Annotated in this window: 15 protein-coding genes; 10 read left to right on the top strand and 5 right to left on the bottom strand. The window is 65.7% G+C overall.

Features of this window, described 5'->3' with window-relative positions:
• From ispG to N0B71_RS01980, 7 genes are all read left to right on the top strand, one after another.
• Complete coding sequence (ispG, locus tag N0B71_RS02010; RefSeq protein ID WP_259756928.1) at positions 1-1,113, top strand: flavodoxin-dependent (E)-4-hydroxy-3-methylbut-2-enyl-diphosphate synthase; 1,113 nt, start codon at positions 1-3, stop codon at positions 1,111-1,113.
• A gap of 18 nt (positions 1,114-1,131) precedes the next feature.
• The gene (hisS, locus tag N0B71_RS02005) at positions 1,132-2,421 is read left to right on the top strand and encodes a histidine--tRNA ligase (protein ID WP_259756927.1); all 1,290 of its coding nucleotides are present in this window, start codon (positions 1,132-1,134) and stop codon (positions 2,419-2,421) included.
• Positions 2,422-2,444: 23 nt separating this feature from the next.
• On the top strand, positions 2,445-3,089 hold the full coding sequence (locus tag N0B71_RS02000; RefSeq protein WP_259756926.1) for a YfgM family protein: 645 nt from the start codon (positions 2,445-2,447) through the stop codon (positions 3,087-3,089).
• A gap of 1 nt (position 3,090) precedes the next feature.
• The gene (gene bamB, locus N0B71_RS01995; RefSeq protein ID WP_259756925.1) at positions 3,091-4,233 is read left to right on the top strand and encodes an outer membrane protein assembly factor BamB; all 1,143 of its coding nucleotides are present in this window, start codon (positions 3,091-3,093) and stop codon (positions 4,231-4,233) included.
• An 85-nt stretch (positions 4,234-4,318) separates the two neighbouring features.
• The gene (gene der / locus N0B71_RS01990; protein WP_017522279.1) at positions 4,319-5,806 is read left to right on the top strand and encodes a ribosome biogenesis GTPase Der; all 1,488 of its coding nucleotides are present in this window, start codon (positions 4,319-4,321) and stop codon (positions 5,804-5,806) included.
• An 82-nt stretch (positions 5,807-5,888) separates the two neighbouring features.
• Positions 5,889-7,037: a pyridoxal phosphate-dependent aminotransferase gene (locus N0B71_RS01985; RefSeq protein ID WP_259756924.1), complete on the top strand. Its 1,149-nt coding sequence runs from the start codon at positions 5,889-5,891 to the stop codon at positions 7,035-7,037.
• Positions 7,025-7,819 (top strand): amidohydrolase, encoded by a 795-nt coding sequence (locus N0B71_RS01980; RefSeq protein WP_259756922.1) that lies wholly within the window; start codon positions 7,025-7,027, stop codon positions 7,817-7,819. Before N0B71_RS01985 ends, N0B71_RS01980 begins: the two co-directional genes overlap by 13 nt.
• Before the next feature lie 49 nt (positions 7,820-7,868).
• Here N0B71_RS01980 and N0B71_RS01975 read toward each other — a convergent pair whose 3' ends face one another.
• Positions 7,869-8,822 carry an aldo/keto reductase gene (locus N0B71_RS01975; RefSeq protein WP_259756920.1) on the bottom strand — a complete coding sequence of 318 codons (954 nt, stop codon included), beginning with the start codon at positions 8,820-8,822 and terminating at the stop codon, positions 7,869-7,871.
• A gap of 130 nt (positions 8,823-8,952) precedes the next feature.
• Between N0B71_RS01975 and N0B71_RS01970 the strand changes: the two genes are divergently transcribed.
• The gene (locus tag N0B71_RS01970; RefSeq protein ID WP_259756918.1) at positions 8,953-9,285 is read left to right on the top strand and encodes a DUF5629 family protein; all 333 of its coding nucleotides are present in this window, start codon (positions 8,953-8,955) and stop codon (positions 9,283-9,285) included.
• A 35-nt stretch (positions 9,286-9,320) separates the two neighbouring features.
• Here N0B71_RS01970 and N0B71_RS01965 read toward each other — a convergent pair whose 3' ends face one another.
• From N0B71_RS01965 to leuA, 4 genes are all read right to left on the bottom strand, one after another.
• Entirely contained in the window at positions 9,321-10,559 is a 1,239-nt protein-coding gene (locus N0B71_RS01965; protein WP_259756916.1) for an OprD family porin, read from the bottom strand.
• 80 nt (positions 10,560-10,639) lie between these two features.
• Complete coding sequence (locus N0B71_RS01960; RefSeq protein WP_259756914.1) at positions 10,640-12,010, bottom strand: spinster family MFS transporter; 1,371 nt, start codon at positions 12,008-12,010, stop codon at positions 10,640-10,642.
• A 281-nt stretch (positions 12,011-12,291) separates the two neighbouring features.
• Entirely contained in the window at positions 12,292-12,765 is a 474-nt protein-coding gene (locus tag N0B71_RS01955; RefSeq protein WP_259756912.1) for a hypothetical protein, read from the bottom strand.
• Positions 12,766-12,846: 81 nt separating this feature from the next.
• Positions 12,847-14,517 (bottom strand): 2-isopropylmalate synthase, encoded by a 1,671-nt coding sequence (leuA, locus tag N0B71_RS01950; protein ID WP_259756911.1) that lies wholly within the window; start codon positions 14,515-14,517, stop codon positions 12,847-12,849.
• A 397-nt stretch (positions 14,518-14,914) separates the two neighbouring features.
• Between leuA and N0B71_RS01945 the strand changes: the two genes are divergently transcribed.
• Positions 14,915-15,385, top strand: a complete 471-nt coding sequence (locus tag N0B71_RS01945; RefSeq protein WP_259756910.1) for a DUF2946 domain-containing protein — start codon at positions 14,915-14,917, stop codon at positions 15,383-15,385.
• A gap of 105 nt (positions 15,386-15,490) precedes the next feature.
• Positions 15,491-17,599 (top strand): TonB-dependent copper receptor, encoded by a 2,109-nt coding sequence (locus tag N0B71_RS01940; RefSeq protein ID WP_259756908.1) that lies wholly within the window; start codon positions 15,491-15,493, stop codon positions 17,597-17,599.
• Positions 17,600-17,672: the final 73 nt, after the last annotated feature.

Genomic DNA, 17,672 nt, shown 5'->3' with positions numbered 1-17,672 from the left:
ATGCATTGCGAGTCTCCGATCAAACGTCGCCCGTCCCGCAAGATCTGGGTCGGTAACGTGCCGGTGGGTGGGGATGCCCCCATCGCCGTGCAGAGCATGACCAACACCGACACCCTGGATGTGGCGGCCACCGTGGCCCAGATCCGCCGTCTGGAAGACGCCGGCGCCGACATCGTCCGCGTCTCCGTGCCGGACATGGACGCTGCCGAGGCCTTCGGCAAGATCAAGCAGCAGGTCAAGGTACCGCTGGTTGCCGACATCCACTTCGACTACAAGATCGCCCTGCGCGTGGCCGAACTGGGCGTCGACTGCCTGCGCATCAACCCCGGCAACATCGGCCGCGAAGACCGCGTCAAAGCCGTGGTGGATGCCGCCCGCGAGCGCAACATCCCGATCCGCATCGGCGTCAACGCCGGTTCCCTGGAGAAGGACCTGCAGAAGAAGTACGGCGAGCCGACCCCCGAGGCGCTGCTGGAATCGGCCATGCGCCACGTCGATCACCTCGACCGCCTGGATTTCCAGAACTTCAAGGTCAGCGTGAAGGCCTCCGACGTGTTCATGGCGGTGGCCGCCTACCGCCTGCTGGCCAAGCAGATCGAACAACCCCTGCACCTGGGCATCACCGAGGCCGGTGGCCTGCGTTCGGGCACCGTGAAGTCCGCCGTCGGCCTGGGCATGCTGCTCGCCGAAGGCATCGGCGACACCATCCGCATCTCGCTGGCCGCCGACCCGGTGGAAGAGATCAAGGTCGGCTTCGACATCCTCAAGTCGCTGCGCCTGCGCTCCCGTGGCATCAACTTCATCGCCTGCCCGAGCTGCTCGCGGCAGAACTTCGATGTGGTCAAGACCATGAACGAGCTGGAAGGCCGCCTGGAAGACCTGCTGGTGCCGCTGGACGTCGCCGTGATCGGCTGCGTGGTCAATGGCCCGGGTGAAGCCAAGGAGGCGCACATCGGCCTCACCGGCGGCACCCCGAGCAACCTGATCTACATCGACGGCAAGCCGGCGCAGAAGCTGCAGAACGATAACCTGGTGGATGAGCTGGAACGGCTGATCCGCGAAAAAGCGGCCGAGAAGGCCGAGGCCGACGCCGCACTCATCGTGCGCGGCTGACCGCAACAAGGACCCTACGTGAGCAAGTCCCTGCAAGCCATCCGTGGCATGAACGACATCCTGCCGGACCAGACCCCGGCCTGGCGTTATCTGGAACGCACCTTCGCCGGCCTGCTGGACAGCTACGGCTACAGCGAGATCCGCCTGCCGATCCTCGAGTTCACCGAACTCTTCGCCCGCGGCATCGGCGAAGGCACCGACGTGGTCGACAAGGAGATGTACACCTTCCTCGACCGCAACGGCGAATCCCTGACCATGCGTCCGGAAGGCACCGCGGGTTGCGTGCGCGCTGTGCTCGAGCACGGCCTGTCCGGCGGTGGCCAGGTACAGAAGTTGTGGTACACCGGCCCGATGTTCCGCTACGAAAAGCCGCAGAAAGGCCGCTACCGCCAGTTCCACCAGATCGGCGTGGAAGTCTTCAACCTGCCCGGCCCGGACATCGACGCCGAGCTGATCATCCTCACCTGGCGCCTGTGGCAGAAGCTGGGCATGGCCGACGCCGTGACCCTGCAGCTGAACACCCTGGGTTCCAGCGAGGCTCGCGCACGTTACCGCGACGACCTGGTGGCCTACCTGCAGGAGCGCTTCGAGCAGCTGGACGAAGACAGTCAGCGCCGCATGACCACCAACCCGCTGCGCATCCTCGACAGCAAGGTGGAAAGCACCCAGGCCCTGCTGGTCGGTGCGCCGAGCCTGCACGACTACCTGGACGACGAGTCGATCGCCCACTTCGAGGGCCTGAAGGCCCGTCTGGATGCGGTCGGCCTGCGCTACGAGATCAACCAGAAGCTGGTGCGCGGCCTGGATTACTACTGCCGCACCGCCTTCGAATGGGTCACCGACAAGCTCGGCGCCCAGGGCACCGTCTGCGGCGGTGGCCGCTACGATGGCCTGGTCAGCCAGTTCGGCGGCAAGCCGACGCCGGGCGTGGGCTTTGCCATGGGCGTGGAGCGCCTGGTGCTGCTGCTGGAAACCCTGGGCGTGGTGCCTGCCGAGCTGAACCGCCCGGCGGATCTCTACGTCTGCGCCTTCGGCGAGCCGGCGGAGCTGGCAGCGCTGACCCTGGCCGAGAAGCTGCGTGATGCCATTCCCGGCTTGCGCCTGCTGGTCAACGCCGGCGCCGGCAGCTTCAAGAGCCAGTTCAAGAAGGCCGACAAGAGTGGCGCACAGTTCGCCATGATTCTGGGTGACGACGAACTGGCCAACCGCGTGGTAGGTTTCAAGCCCCTGCGTGGCGAGGGCGAACAACAGAATATCGCCTGGGATGCTCTGCCCGAGCACCTGGCTGCCTGCCTCCAGCAGGCCTGAATCGAGCGGATAGGAGTATTGGGGTGAGTAACCGTACCGAAGAAGAACAACTGGCTGACATCAAGGACTGGTGGCAGCGCAACGGCATGCCCCTGCTGACCGGCGCCGCGCTGGCGCTGATCGTGGTGTTCGGCTGGCAGGCCTGGAAAAAGTACCAGACCAGCCAGTCCCAGGGCGCTTCCATCATTTACCAGGCCCTGCTGGAAACCGCGCTGAACCCGAGCGGCAAGCCCGACACCGCCAAGGTCGCCGAACTGGCCGGCAAGCTGACCACCGACTTCCCCGGCACCCCGTACGCCCAGTACGGCCGCCTGTTCGTCGCCAAGGTCGCGGTGGACAACGGCAAGCTGGACGACGCCGCCCTTGAGCTCAAGGCCGTGGTCGACAAGCCGGTGGACGCCACCCTCGGCGAGCTGGCCCGCCAGCGCCTGGCCCGTGTCCTGGCTGCCCAGGGCAAGGCCGAGGAAGGGCTGAAGCTGCTCGACGGCACTGTCGACAAAGCCTACGTCGCCACCCGCGAAGAACTGCGCGGCGACCTGCTGCTGCAGCTCAAGCGCAATGACGACGCCCGCGTCGCCTACGAGAAGGCCAAGGCCGCGCTGCCTGAAGACGCCGCCGTTGGCGCCCTGCAGATGAAACTCGACGACCTGGCCAAGGGAGACGCCTGAGATGTTGCGTTGGAAACACGTTGCACTGCTGGCACTGACCCTGATGGCTGTGGGTTGCAGCAGCAATAGCAAGAAAGAACTGCCGCCGGCCGAACTGACCGATTTCAAGGAAGAGGTTCGCCTGGAGAAACAGTGGAGCCGCTCCGTCGGTGACGGCCAGGGCGACCTCTACAACCTGCTCGAACCCGCCGTGGATGGCCAGACCATCTACGCCGCGTCTGCCGAAGGCCGCGTCATGGCCATGCAGCGCGAGAGCGGCGAAGTGCTGTGGAAGAAAGATCTCGATCTGCCGATCTCCGGCGCCGTCGGCGTGGGCAACGGCATGGTCCTGCTGGGCACCCTGCGTGGTGACGTGATTGCTCTGGATTCCGGTTCGGGCGAGCAGAAGTGGCGCGCCAAGGTCACCAGCGAAGTGCTGGCAGCCCCGGCCACCAACGGTGACGTGGTGGTGGTGCAGACCCAGGACGACAAGCTGATCGGCTTCGACGCGTCCACCGGCAACCAGCGCTGGATCTACGAAGGCACCGTGCCGGTGCTGACCCTGCGCGGCACTGGCGCTCCGCTGATCGCCGGCCGTCTGGCCCTGGCGGGCCTGGCCAGCGGCAAGGTCGTCGCCGTGGATGTGGAGCGCGGCCTGCCGGTCTGGGAGCAGCGCATCGCCATCCCGCAAGGCCGTTCCGAACTGGACCGCGTCGTCGATATCGACGGTGGCCTGCTGCTGGTGGACAACGTTCTCTACGTCGCCAGCTACCAGGGCCGCGCCGCGGCGCTGGACGTCGGCACCGGCCGCGTTCTCTGGCAGCGTGAAGCGTCCAGCTACGTCGGCGTCGCCGAAGGTACCGGCAGCGTGTTCATCAGCCAGGCCAGCGGCACCGTGGAAAGCCTCGACTCCCGTGGCTCGTCCTCGCTGTGGAGCAACGACGCGCTGGCTCGCCGCCAGCTGTCCGCTCCGGCCGTGCTGTCGAGCAACGTGGTCGTCGGCGACCTGGAAGGTTACGTGCACCTGCTCAGCCAGGTGGACGGTCGTTTCGTCGGCCGCGAGAAGGTCGATGGTGACGGCGTGCGGGTTCGCCCGCTGGTAGTCGGCAGCTGGATGTACGTGTTCGGCAACAGCGGCAAGCTGGTCGCCTACACGATTCGCTAAGCTGAGTGTTACTGCCGGCCGCTGCCGTGAAAAACGGCAGCGGCCGTCGTGTTTTCTGAAAATCTGAAATTTCCTGGAGAGCCGCATGGTTCCCGTAATAGCCCTGGTGGGCCGCCCGAACGTCGGCAAGTCCACCCTGTTCAACCGCCTGACCCGCACCCGTGACGCCATCGTCGCCGAGTACGCAGGGCTGACCCGCGACCGCCAGTACGGCGAGGCCAAGTGGCAGGGCAAGAAATTCATCGTCATCGATACCGGTGGTATTTCCGGTGACGAAGAGGGTATCGATGCCAAGATGGCCGAGCAGTCGCTGCAGGCCATCGAAGAGGCCGACGCCGTCCTGTTCATGGTGGATTCCCGCGCCGGCCTCACCGCCGCCGACGAGATGATCGCCGACCACCTGCGCAAGAAGAACAAGCGCACCTACCTGGTGGCGAACAAGGTCGACACCGTCGACCCGGACATCGCCCGCGCCGAGTTCAGCCCCCTGGCCCTGGGCCACGCGATCCCGATCGCTGCCGCCCACGGCCGTGGCATCACCCAGATGCTCCAGGAAGCGCTGGGCGAAATGTTCGCTCCCGAGCCCGAGGCGCCGGAAGACAACGACCTGCCAGGCGAACTGGAAGAGGTTGCCGAGGGCGAGGAAGCCAAGCGCATCCCCGGCCCGAGCGAGAAGGATGGCATCAAGATCGCCATCATCGGTCGTCCCAACGTCGGCAAGTCCACGCTCGTGAACCGCATGCTCGGTGAAGAGCGGGTGATCGTCTACGACCAGGCGGGCACCACGCGCGACAGCATCTACATCCCCTTCGAGCGCAACGAAGAGAAGTACACCCTGATCGACACCGCCGGCGTGCGCCGTCGCGGCAAGATCTTCGAGGCGGTGGAAAAGTTCTCGGTGGTGAAGACGCTGCAGGCGATCCAGGACGCCAACGTGGTCATCTTCGTCATGGACGCCCGCGAAGGCGTGGTCGAACACGACCTCAACCTGCTCGGCTTCGTGCTGGAGACCGGCCGCGCGCTGGTCATCGCGCTGAACAAGTGGGACGGCATGGAGTCGGCCGAGCGCGAGTACGTGAAGACCGAGCTGGAGCGCCGGCTGATGTTCGCTGACTTCGCCGACATCCACTTCATCTCCGCCTTGCACGGCACCGGCGTTGGCCACCTGTACAAGTCGGTGCAGGACTCGTTCCGTTCCGCCGTGACCCGCTGGCCCACCAGCAAGCTCACGCAGATCCTCGAGGACGCCATCCAGGTCCACCAGCCGCCAATGGTCAACGGCCGACGCATCAAGCTGCGCTACGCTCACCTGGGCGGCGCCAACCCGCCGCTGATCGTGATCCACGGCAACCAGGTCGATGCGGTGCCCAAGGCGTACACGCGCTACCTGGAGAAGACCTTCCGCCGCGTGCTGAAGCTGGTCGGTACGCCGATCCGCATCGAGTACAAGGGCGGTGACAACCCGTTCGAGGGCAAGAAGACCCAGCTCACCGATCGCCAGGTCAACAAGAAGCGCCGCCTGATGTCGCACCACAAGAAGGCGGAGAAGAAGAAGAAAGACAAGCGTAAATAACGTCTGTCGGTCTTCAGGCGGCACGCCGCAGGCGATAGAGTAGGGGCCTCCCTCTCAATTGCCTGCGGCCTGTAGTCACGCCATGCTCACCAGCAAACTGCCGAATGTCGGCACCACCATCTTCACCCGCATGTCCCAGCTCGCCGCGCAAAGCGGAGCGCTGAACCTCTCCCAGGGTTTCCCGGACTTTCCCGCACCCGCACCGCTGCTCGAAGCGGTAGCCAGCCATGTGCTGGCCGGGCACAACCAGTACAGCCCGATGACCGGCCTGCCAGCGCTGCGCGAACAGGTGGCGGCCAAGGTGGCCGCGTTCTATGGCCGCCAGGTCAGTGCCGACGCCGAGGTCACCATCGTCCCCGGCGCCACCGAAGGCATCTTCTGTGCGGTACAGGCGCTGATCCGCGCCGGTGACGAAGCCATCGTCCTCGACCCTTGCTACGACAGCTACGAGCCTTCGGTAGAGCTGGCCGGCGGCCGCTGCGTGCACGTTGCGCTGAGCCAGCCGGATTTCCGCATCGACTGGCAGCGCCTGGCCGATGCCATCACCCCGCGCACGCGCCTGATCTTCCTCAACAGCCCGCACAACCCCAGCGGCGCGCTGATCGACCGCGCGGACCTGGATCGCCTCGCCGGGCTGATCCGCGACCGCGAGATCTACGTGATCAGCGATGAGGTCTACGAGCACCTGATCTACGACGGCGTGCAGCACGCCAGCGTGCTGGCCCATGACGAGCTGTACCCGCGCGCCTTTGTCGTCAGCTCCTTCGGCAAGACCTATCACGTCACCGGCTGGAAGACCGGCTACGTGGTGGCGCCGCCGGCGCTATCGGCGGAGATGCGCAAGATCCACCAGTACGTGAACTTCTGCGGCGTGACGCCGCTGCAGCACGCCCTGGCCGATTTCATGGCCGCGCACCCCGAGCACCTGCGCGAGCTGCCGGGCTTCTACCAGGCCAAGCGCGACCTGTTCTGCGACCTGCTGGAAGGCTCGCGCTTCCGCTTCCAGCGTGCTGCCGGCACCTACTTCCAGGTGGTGGATTACTCGGCGATCCGCCCGGACCTCGATGACGTCGCCATGTCCGAATGGCTGACCACCGAGCACGGCGTGGCCGCGATCCCGGTTTCCGTGTTCTACCAGCAGGCGCCGGCGAACATGCGCCTGGTGCGCTTCTGCTTCGCCAAGAAAGAGGAGACGCTGCGCCAGGCAGCGGAACGACTATGCGCGATCTAACTCAACTGCCCGACCTGAAACTGGCGCTGGTGCAGACGACCCTGGTCTGGCACGACGCCAAGGCCAATCGCGAACGCTTCGAGGCGCTGCTGGAGAGCGCCCGCGGCGCGGACGTGGTGATCCTGCCGGAGATGTTCACCACCGGTTTCTCCATGGACTCCGAGGCGCTGGCCGAAGCGGAGGAGGGCGCGACCTACGCCTGGCTGCGCGCGCAGGCGTCGAGGCTCGACGCCGTGGTCTGCGGTAGCGTGATCATCCGCGCTGCCGACGGCAGCCATCGCAACCGCCTGCTCTGGGCGCGCCCGGACGGCGAGGTGCAGCACTACGACAAGCGCCACCTGTTCCGCATGGCCGGCGAGCACCAGCACTACACGGCGGGCGAACAGCAGGTGCTGCTGGAATGGAAGGGGTGGCGAATTCGCCCGCTGGTCTGCTACGACCTGCGCTTCCCGGTGTGGAGCCGCGATGCGCAGGGCACCGACCTGTTGCTCTACACCGCCAACTGGCCGGCCGCGCGCCGCCAGCACTGGAACCGGCTGCTGCCGGCGCGGGCGATTGAAAACCTCTGCTATGTGGCGGCGGTCAATCGCGTCGGGGAGGACGGCAAGGGCCACGCCTATTCCGGCGACAGCCAGGTGCTCGACTTCCAGGGCGACAGCCTGCTGGCGGCCGGCAATGCCGACGGGGTGTTCCAGATCGCCCTGAGCGCGGCGGAGCTGGCGGCCTACCGCGAGCGCTTCCCCGCCTATCTCGATGCGGACGAGTTCGATATCCGACGTTGACCGGGTGGCAATCGCGGACGAAGTCCGCTCCTACAGGTCGCCCCGTCCTTCAATACGCGCTGGCGGTATTCAACCGCTGGATCGCCTCGTCACCGAGCTTCAGGTCGACCGCTGCGATCAGGTCCGGCAGTTGCTCCAAGCGGGACGCGCTGGCAATCGGCGCGGTGATGCTGGGACGGGCCATCAGCCAGGCCAGGGCGACCTGGGTCGGCGTGGCGTTCAGTTCACCGGCGACGTCCTCCAGCGCATCGATGATGGCGAAGCCGCGCTCGTTCATGAAATTCTTCACCTTGTAGCCGCGCACGCTGCTCTTGTTCAGGTCCGCCTCGCTGCGGTACTTGCCCGTGAGGAAGCCCGCCGCCAGCGAATAGAAGCTGATCACCCCCAGCCCCAGCTGCTGTACCGTGGGTTCGAGGTGGGTTTCGTAGTTGGCGCGGTCGTAGAGGTTGTAGTTGGGCTGCAGGCTCTGGTAATTCGGCAGCTTCAGACGCTCGCACACCTCGCGGGCCTCGCGCAGGCGCCTGGCCTCCAGGTTCGATGCGCCGATCACCCGCACCTTGCCGCTCTCCACCGCTTCGGCAAAGGCGCCCATGGTTTCCTCCATGGAGGTGTGCGGGTCGTCGCAGTGGGACTGGTAGAGATCGATGTGGTCGGTCTGCAGGCGCTTGAGCGAACGCCCCAGCGCCTGCTCGATGTACACCGCCGACAGACCCTTGTGGCCGTTGCCCATGTCCATGCCGACCTTGGTGGCGATCTGCACCTGGTTGCGCTTGCCGGTCTTCTTCAGCCATTTGCCGATCAGCGCCTCCGATTCGCCGCCTTCATGGCCAGGGACCCAGCGCGAGTAGACGTCGGCGGTGTCGATGCAGGTGAGCCCGGCGTCGACCAGCGCATCCAGCAAGCGAAACGAGGTCGCCTCGTCGGCGGACCAGCCGAACACGTTGCCGCCGAACACCAGCGCGGGAATCTTCAGGCCCGATTGGCCGAGTTCGCGTGTACGCATCTGCTTGGGCTCCTGAGGCTGTGCGGGAACCCTCAGTGTAGACGCGCCCGCGCGCCGCGGGGCGGATTGGCCGGCAGCGCCACGCCAGCTGGTCTATCATGGCGGCCTGCCCTATTGCCGAGTGCCCGCCATGACCACGACTCCCTACCTGCTGGACCAGCTGGAAACCGCCGACATGCTGTTGATCGACGGTCTGCATGCCTGGCAGTTCGAGCTCAACGAGGCATTGCTGGACCAGGCCGACGCCGCTGCCCATGCCGACCAGCCCTTCGCCAGCGAAGACGTGGTGCTGCAGATCGAGTCCATCGACGGCCGCGACCGCCGCGAATGGCGCTTCAGCTACAACCAGGTGATGGAGGCCAGTTACCAGGCCGAAGACGAATCCTGGCTGCTGCGCTCCGGTGACCAGCAGCACCGACTCTGCTGCCTCGGCGCAGTCGCCGCCAGCGGCGACGACGAGTAACTGCAAAAGGCCCCGCGAGGGGCCTTTTTCATGGGTCAGAACGCCAGCGGATAGCTGGTGATGAAGCGCACCTCGTCATAGTCGCTGGCGTAGCTGCTGCGCACCGTTGAGGTCCGCAGGAGGAACGACAGCGTCTTCAGCGGCCCGCTCTGGAGGGTGTAGCCGACATCGGTATCGCGCTCGTACTCGTGGCCGTCGCTCTTGCCTGGCCGCGCGATGTCCGTGCCCTTGGTGTAGCGCGTCATCAGCGTCAGGCCCGGCACGCCGAGGCTGGCGAAGTCGTAGTCGTAGCGCAGCTGGTAGGAGCGCTCCTGCACCCAGAAGAAGCCGCCATTGGTGACCCAGTTGACCAGGTACGGCTGCGGCGTGTTGCCCAGCAGCATGGGGAACATGTCCTCGCCGAGCATGCGCTGGTAGGTCGCCGAAAGCGTTTGGCCGCCGTGCTTCACGCCCAGCCTTGCACCATAGGCGCGGTTGTCGATGCGCCCGGACAGCGCCTGCCCGGATTCCTCGTTGTGGAAGTAGCTCAGGGTGCCGAGCAGCGCGGTGTTATCCCCCAGTGGTTGCTTGAAGTTGGCGCCGACATAGTGCTGGTCGTAGATGTCTTCGAGCTGGGCGAAGTAGTAGCTGGTGGACAAGCCGGGCGCCCACTGCGCATCGACGCCGCCCAGGTTCAGCTTGTTGCTGTCCTGGCTGGCAGGGCGGGTGGCGAGGTAGAACGACTCGCGGTCGGAGGAAGCGCGGGTGCTGGTGTTCCACAGCTGCGCGGCAGTGAATCTGAAACGATCCGACTCCTTCGATTCCAGCATCACGCCCTGGAACGTCTGCGGCAGCACGCGCACGTCGTCCTGGAAGATCACCGGCAGGCGCGGTTCCAGCAGGCCGACCTTCAGCGTGGTCTTCGAATAGCGCAGCTTGAGCGTGGCGCCGCCGCGGCTGAAGTCATCCACCGGCTCGCCGGTGCTGCGGTCGTAGGGCAGATTGCTGTCGTTGCTGGTACCGGCGCCGCCGTCGAGCTTGAGGGCATAGAAGCCGGTGAAGTCCACGCCGACGCCGATGGTGCCTTCGGTGAAGCCCGAGCTGAACCGGGCCAGCACGGCCTGGGACCAGCTGCCGGCCTGGGATTGCGGCGCATTGTCCTGGCGATAGTCGCGCAGCATGTAGAAGTTGCGCAGGGTGGTATCCAGGCGGCTGTCGTCGATCAGGTCGGCCTGGGCACAGAGGGGCATCAGCGCGCCGCACAGCAGCGCACCGGCAAAGCGATTACGGGACATCGTCATCTCCTGGAGCCGCTCGCCGGGGCGCAGGGCGCCACGCCGGCGAACGGGCGTACGTCGTGTCGAGGCGGGCGCGATCAGTTCGCGGTGGCGGTGCTGGCCAGCGGCATGGCGCCGGGCGGGGGCGTCTGTTCCTGGCCCAGGCTGCGGCGGAAGTGCTTGCGGCCGCTGCCCAGCAGCCACAGGCAGAGCAGCCCGGCGAGGGTGACGATGATGCCGATGGACGAGCCGACGGCCTTCGGGTCCTTGAAGTACTGGTCGGTGAGCAGCGCCACCAGGGTGGTGCCCACGCCCAGGCCGATCAGGTTGGACACCAGCAGGAACAGCGCCGACACCTGCGCCCGCAGGCGGTTGGGTGTGAGCACCTGCATGGCGGCCGCGGAGGTGGAGATGCAGAAGGCGCAGAAGAACATCGCCGGGCCCATCAGCAGCACGGAGAGCTGCAGGCTGCTGGCGGTCACCGAGCCGATGACGAAGGGGATGGTGCAGGCCGCGCCGAGCATGCCGCTGATCATCGCGGCGTCGCTGCGCCCGCGTTTCTGCAGCACGTCCACCAGCCAGCCGGCGCAGAACACCCCGGCGGTGTTGAGCACCAGCAGGATGCCGCCCAGGACGTAGCCCACCTCCAGTGGCGTCAGGCCGTACTGGCGGATGTACATGGCGGGCGCCCAGCCCATCAGCGCGTACTGGCACATGGCGAAGAAGGAGAAGCCCAGGTAGTGGCAGGTGAAGGTGGCGCGGTGGCGGCGCAGGAATCGCAGGCCGTCGCCGATGGTCGCCTTGTGCTCCGGGTTCGCCACCTTGCGCGCCGGATCGCGGATGGTCAGCGCGATCAGCAGCGCCACCAGCACGCCGGGCAGGCCGACGATGAAGAAGGCGATCTGCCAGGAGCGCACCTGGCCCAGCCAGCCCAGTTCGATGGCCGGCACATCACGCAGCGCCTCGATGACGTAGCCGCCCACGAGGAAGGCCAGCCCGCCGCCGAGGAAGGCGCCCATGGAGTACAGGCCCAGCGCGCGGCCGAGCTTCTCCTTGGGGAACAGGTCGCTGAGCATCGAGTAGGTCGCCGGCGTCAGGGCGGCCTCGCCGACGCCCACGCTCATGCGCGCGAGGAACATCTGCAGGAAGTTCTTCGACAGCCCGCACGCGGCGGTGGCGATGCTCCAGAAGGCCACGCCGATGGCGATGATCTTCACCCGCGAGGAGCGGTCGGCGAGGAACGCGATGGGCAGGCCCATGAAGGCGTAGAACAGCGAGAACGCCAGCCCGCTGAGCAGGCTGAACTGGGTATCGCTGATCTGCAGGTCGGCTTTGATCGGCTCGATCATCAGCGAGAGGATCTGCCGGTCAACGAAGGAAAAGATGTACGCCACCATGCACAGCACGACGACATACCAGGAATAGCGCGAAGTACGGACGGATTGCGGGTGTGGGGATTGCGGGTTCACGGTTACTGGCTCCTGAAGCGGGTGAAGGCAGATGGCCAAGCACGTCGAGCTCGTTGTTGTTGTAGGTAACCGGGCGCCACTGTACGCAAGGCAGGGGCGGCCGAAGGTGTCTGATTGCGTGACACGGTTTTTTGTTTGCCTGCCGCTTTCACGGCAGTGCACGCAAGACTAGGGAAGGGCCGGGGCGGCGGTAATCGGGGCGAGTACCAGCATTGCGGAGACTTCCCCCTAGGGGAATAGGGGGAATCTTTAGGCGGGAGGGACGCTAATAAACGTCTAGGTCAGAATCGGACCAGGGATAGCACGAATCCGATAACCAGCATTGCGCCGACAATAGTGACACGGAAAACCAGACCTGCACCCGCAGCAAGCCATGTGGCTTCGAATTGGCCGCCATCGATCAGGTGGCGTTCCAGTTCCTTTCCGATGGTGAGCCTGGCATAGGCATACATGCCAACGACTTGCGCAACAACCAGGAGAATGAAGAGCAGTTCGCTGGTAATGAAAAAATTGGCAGCGGTGACGGCGACAAACAGGCCAATGCCTAAAGCCCACGCCTTACTGGAATTCGCTTCCAAACGAAGACGTTCAAGGTTCCGTGAAATTACCCAAGCGCCTGCGATGGGGGTGCCGATCAAGGTGGCGATGCCGACGGCGATCAGTCGATAGAGTGGTTCAGTCGTCGAGCCGACAGCCGAATCCTCAAGGATGGCGGCGGGCGTTTGGAAGGGATTGTCTTGCGGGATGTCACTCATGTCTTCGCTCCTTCGAAAACAGCCCCGGACGCACAAGGCGTCCGGGGCAAAGGGACTTCCAGCTTACCGGGCGAACCGCAATTACGCGGCTTTCGCGTGGCCCAGCGTCACCGCGCGGTTCAAAGCGCTGAACAGCGCACGGAAGCTGGCGGTGGTGATGTTTTCATCGATGCCGATGCCGTGCAGCGAACGACCGCCCTCGACGCGCAGTTCGATGTAGGCGGCCGCGCGGGCGTTGGTGCCGGCGCCGATGGCGTGCTCGTTGTAGTCCATGATCTCGACGTCCACCGGCAGCGCGGCGACCAGGGCTTCCAGGGTGCCCTTGCCCTTGCCGTGCCAGCGGTGCTGCTCGCCCTTGTGGGTCACGTCGATGTCGATGGCGCAGATGCCGTTCTCTTCCTGCAGGCGGTAGTTCTTCAGGCCGAACGGGGACACGGCCTGCAGGTACTCGGTCTGCAGCAGGGTATAGATCTGCTCGGCGGTCATCTCCAGGCCGAGACGGTCGGTCTCGTTCTGTACCACCTGGCTGAACTCGATCTGCATGCGGCGCGGCAGGCTGATGCCGTATTCCTGTTCGAGCAGGAAGGTGATGCCGCCCTTGCCGGACTGGCTGTTCACACGGATCACCGCTTCGTAGCTGCGGCCGATGTCCGCCGGGTCGATCGGCAGGTACGGCACTTCCCACACGGTGTCGTCCTTCTGCTGGGCGAAGCCCTTGCGGATTGCGTCCTGGTGGGAGCCGGAGAAGGCAGTGTGGACCAGGTCGCCAACGTACGGGTGACGCGGGTGCACCGGAATCTGGTTGCACTCTTCCACCACCTTGCGCACGGCGTCGATGTCGGAGAAGTCCAGCTCAGGGTCGACGCCCTGGGTGTACATGTTCAGCGCCATGGTCACCAGGCAGAGGTTGCCGGTGCGCTCGCCGTTGCCGAACAGGCAGCCTTCGACGCGGTCGGCGCCGGCCATCAGGGCCAGTTCCGAGGCGGCTACGCCGGTGCCGCGGTCGTTGTGGGTGTGCAGGCTGATCAGCACGCTGTCGCGCTTGTTGATCTGGCGACCGAACCACTCGATCTGGTCGGCGTAGTTGTTCGGGGTGGCGCACTCGATGGTGGCAGGCAGGTTGAGGATCAGGCGGTTCGCCGGGGTGGGCTGGAACACGTCGATCACCGCGTTGCACACCTCGACGGCGAAGTCGGTCTCGGTGGAGCTGAACACTTCCGGCGAGTACTCGAAGCCCCACTGGGTTTCCGGTGCGGCGGCAGCCAGGCGCTTGATGGTCTGGCCGGCGGCCACGGCGATGGCTTTCACGCCGGCCTTGTCCTGGTTGAAGACGATCTTGCGGAAGCTCGGGGCGCAGGCGTTGTAGTAGTGGACGATGGCCTTCTTCGCGCCCTTGAGGGATTCGAAGGTGCGCTCGATGAGGTCGTCGCGGGCCTGGGTCAGCACCTGGATGGTGACGTCATCGGGAATGTGGCCGCCCTCGATCAGCTCGCGAACGAAGTCGAAGTCGGTCTGCGAGGCGGACGGGAAGCCCACTTCGATTTCCTTCAGGCCAACCTGAACCAGGCACTTGAAGAAGCGCATCTTCTTCTCGGCGTCCATCGGCTCGATCAGGGACTGGTTGCCGTCGCGCAGGTCGGTGGACAGCCAGATCGGCGCCTTGTCGATGATCTTGTCCGGCCAGGTGCGGTCGGGCAGGGTGATCGGGGTGAAGGCGCGGTATTTCTTCGACGGGTCTTTCAACATGCTCATGAGCGGAATCCTTGTTCTCTGCGGCCTGTCGGGCCTGCGCAAAAAATCTGAATGAGGCGAATCGGGAAGGGGGGCTCAGCCACGCAGTCGCGGGCTGACCAGGCGCAGGCAGGCGTGTTGGCGAAGCAGAATGAGGGTGTGTGCGGTTTTCATGAGGTCCACGCTAATGGCCTGGGAGACAGATGGCAAGCATTTGGAAAAATTTGGTAGGAAAAGTCGATCTTTCCAGTTGGGCGATAGAAAATTGTTGAAATACTGCATTTTCAGCAATTAATCCTGAAGCTTATCGCTGTGCTTAACTGATTCTGCGTCCACGTGCCGCAGCGGAGCGTGGTTACTCCGTGCGATCATGGCGCACCCGCCTCAGGCGGGGACCTTCCATCCCCAAGGACATTTCGTGATCCGTCGTACACGACAAGGTGTAGGCACCTGGCTGGCGTTGTTCGCCATGCTGATGATCTATGTCGGCCCGCTGGTCTCCCAGTCGCTGCCGATGGATCACGCCATGCCCATGGATCACCCCATGCCGATGGAGCATGGCGCCGCCATGCAGCACGGCAAGGCCATGTCCCACGACATGGCCGGCATGGACGAGATGGCCTGCTCCGACGGCCAGCGCGCCGGTGGGCACCACGCCGACCCGGTTTCCCACGGTGAGCAGCCGCTTACTGCCGATGCCTTCATGGAGAAGTGCGGCTACTGCAGCCTGCTGATCCACAGCCCGCCGCTGACACCGCCGCCGGTGGTGCTCGCCCACGGTCTGCCCGGCATTGGCGCGCCGCTCGCCCAGCTCGTCTCGTCGCGTATTCCCGCTTCGCCGGTCTTCCCCGGCGCCCGTTCCCGCGCACCCCCGTTCCTGATCGGCTGACCTGCAATCCCGACTCCCCGCCCCCGGCGCGCCTGCCTGCAATGGCTCGTGCGCCGTGCGAGTACGTGTGGAGCGGGCGTCATCATCGATCATGGAATTCATGGAATGTCCCGCATGCCCATGCGCCGTCGGCAACCTGCCGTCGGCCTGCGCGCCCTGTGCGCGCTGACCGCCCTTGGCGGTTTTACTGCCGTTCCCGTGCTGGCCGACGACGATCACTCGGCGCACCTCAGCGATGCCGCGGTAACCGAGCTGTCGCCCAGCATCATCACCGCCGTGGCGCAGAGTTCGCCGCTGACCGTGGTCACCGACCCGAAGCAGCCGCGCCAGCCGATCCCCGCCAGCGATGGCGCCGACTACCTCAAGACCATCCCGGGCTTTTCCGCCATTCGCAACGGCGGCACCAACGGTGACCCGGTGTTGCGCGGCATGTTCGGCTCGCGCCTGAACATCCTCACCAACGGCAGCACCATGCTTGGCGCCTGCCCGGCGCGGATGGACGCGCCCACCTCCTATATCTCCCCGGAAACCTACGACAAGCTCACCGTGGTCAAAGGCCCGGAGACGGTGATCTGGGGCCCCGGCGCCTCGGCCGGGACCATCCGCTTCGACCGCGAACCGGAGCGCTTCGGCGAACTGGGCATGCGCGTCAACGGCAGCCTCACCGCCGGCTCCAACGGCCGCTTCGACCGCGTGCTGGACGCCGCCGCCGGTGGCCCCGAGGGCTACCTGCGCTTCACCGGCAACCGGTCGCAGTCCGATGACTATGAGGACGGCGGCGGCAATACCGTGCCCTCGCGCTGGAACAAGTGGAACGGCGACGTGGCCGTGGGCTGGACGCCGGACGCCGACACCCTGGTCGAGCTCACCGCCGGCAAGGGCGATGGCGAGGCGCGCTACGCCGGGCGCGGCATGGACGGCTCGCAGTTCAAGCGCGAAAGCCTCGGCCTGCGCTTCGAGAAGTCCCACATCGGCGAGGTGCTCGACAAGCTGGAGGCGCAGGTCTACTACAACTACGCCGACCACGTGATGGACAACTACAGCCTGCGCACGCCCTTGGGCACCGGCATGATGGCCGGCCCCATGGCCTCCAACGTCGACCGTCGCACCCTCGGCGGACGCCTGGCCGCCACCTGGCGCTGGGACGACTTCAAGCTGATCACCGGGGTCGACGCGCAGACCAACGAACACCGCCAACGCAGCGGCATGGGCATCGGCACCTATGACGAAGTGCCCTGGGACAAGGATGCCGTGTTCCACAACTACGGCGCGTTCGGCGAGCTGACCTGGTACGCCGCCGACCGCGACCGGGTGATCAGCGGCGCCCGCCTGGACCGCGCCTCGGTCAAGGACTACCGGCAGAGCAGTGGCTCGGGAATGATGGCGATGCCCAACCCCACCGCCGACGATACCCGCGCCGACACCCTGCCCAGCGGCTTCGCCCGCTACGAGCACGACCTCGCCGACACGCCGACCACCCTCTATGTCGGCCTCGGCCACGTGCAGCGCTTCCCCGACTACTGGGAGCTGTTCTCCCCGGACAAGGGGCCGAGCGGCTCGGTCAACGCCTTCGACAGCATCAAGCCGGAGAAGACCACCCAGCTGGACTTCGGCGCGCAGTACGAAGACGAGAAGCTCAAGGCCTGGGCCTCGGGTTACGTCGGTGTGATCCGCGACTACATCCTGTTCGACTACCTGCCCGGCGGCATGATGGGCCGTACCTCCCAGGCGCGAAACGTCGACGCCCGCATCCTGGGTGGCGAACTGGGCGCGGCCTACGCGCTGACCAGCAACTGGACCGCCGACGGCACCCTGGCCTACGCCTGGGGCAAGAACACCACCGACGGCACTGCGCTGCCGCAGATGCCGCCGCTGGAAGCGCGTTTCGGCCTGACCTACGTGGAAGGCGACTGGAGCGCCGGCGGACTCTGGCGCGTGGTCGCGCACCAGGGGCGGATCGCCGAGAACCAGGGCAACGTGGTCGGTTACGACTTCGACGAAAGCCCCGGCTTCGCGGTGTTCTCGCTCAACGGCGCGTACAAGCTGAGCAAGCACCTCAAGGTCAGCTCCGGCGTCGACAACCTGTTCGACAAGGACTACGCCGAGCACCTGAACCTGGCGGGCAACGCCGGCTTCGGCTACCCGGCCAACGACCCCGAATCGATCCATGAGCCGGGACGTACGTTCTGGACCAAAGTGGACTTCGCGTTCTAAGCGCAGGGTCTGATGGTGCTTCGCCGTGGCCGCGACGGAGCCGAGTTTTGCGCAGGGCAAGGCGCGAGGAGAG

It is taken from the genome of Pseudomonas sp. GCEP-101 (assembly GCF_025133575.1).
Classification (GTDB): domain Bacteria; phylum Pseudomonadota; class Gammaproteobacteria; order Pseudomonadales; family Pseudomonadaceae; genus Pseudomonas; species Pseudomonas nitroreducens_B.
The sequence above is the reverse complement of the archived record's forward strand: the minus strand, read 5'-3'. Positions and strand labels throughout refer to the sequence as shown.

Coding starts and splice junctions, on each gene's coding strand:
- der (WP_017522279.1), top strand. CDS start 4,319: ATGGTTCCCGTAATAGCCCTGGTGGGCCGCCCGAACGTCGGCAAGTCC.
- ispG (WP_259756928.1), top strand. CDS start 1: ATGCATTGCGAGTCTCCGATCAAACGTCGCCCGTCCCGCAAGATCTGG.
- N0B71_RS01940 (WP_259756908.1), top strand. CDS start 15,491: ATGTCCCGCATGCCCATGCGCCGTCGGCAACCTGCCGTCGGCCTGCGC.
- N0B71_RS01965 (WP_259756916.1), bottom strand. CDS start 10,559: ATGTCCCGTAATCGCTTTGCCGGTGCGCTGCTGTGCGGCGCGCTGATG.
- N0B71_RS01980 (WP_259756922.1), top strand. CDS start 7,025: ATGCGCGATCTAACTCAACTGCCCGACCTGAAACTGGCGCTGGTGCAG.
- N0B71_RS01970 (WP_259756918.1), top strand. CDS start 8,953: ATGACCACGACTCCCTACCTGCTGGACCAGCTGGAAACCGCCGACATG.
- bamB (WP_259756925.1), top strand. CDS start 3,091: ATGTTGCGTTGGAAACACGTTGCACTGCTGGCACTGACCCTGATGGCT.
- N0B71_RS01975 (WP_259756920.1), bottom strand. CDS start 8,822: ATGCGTACACGCGAACTCGGCCAATCGGGCCTGAAGATTCCCGCGCTG.
- N0B71_RS01955 (WP_259756912.1), bottom strand. CDS start 12,765: ATGAGTGACATCCCGCAAGACAATCCCTTCCAAACGCCCGCCGCCATC.
- N0B71_RS01985 (WP_259756924.1), top strand. CDS start 5,889: ATGCTCACCAGCAAACTGCCGAATGTCGGCACCACCATCTTCACCCGC.
- leuA (WP_259756911.1), bottom strand. CDS start 14,517: ATGAGCATGTTGAAAGACCCGTCGAAGAAATACCGCGCCTTCACCCCG.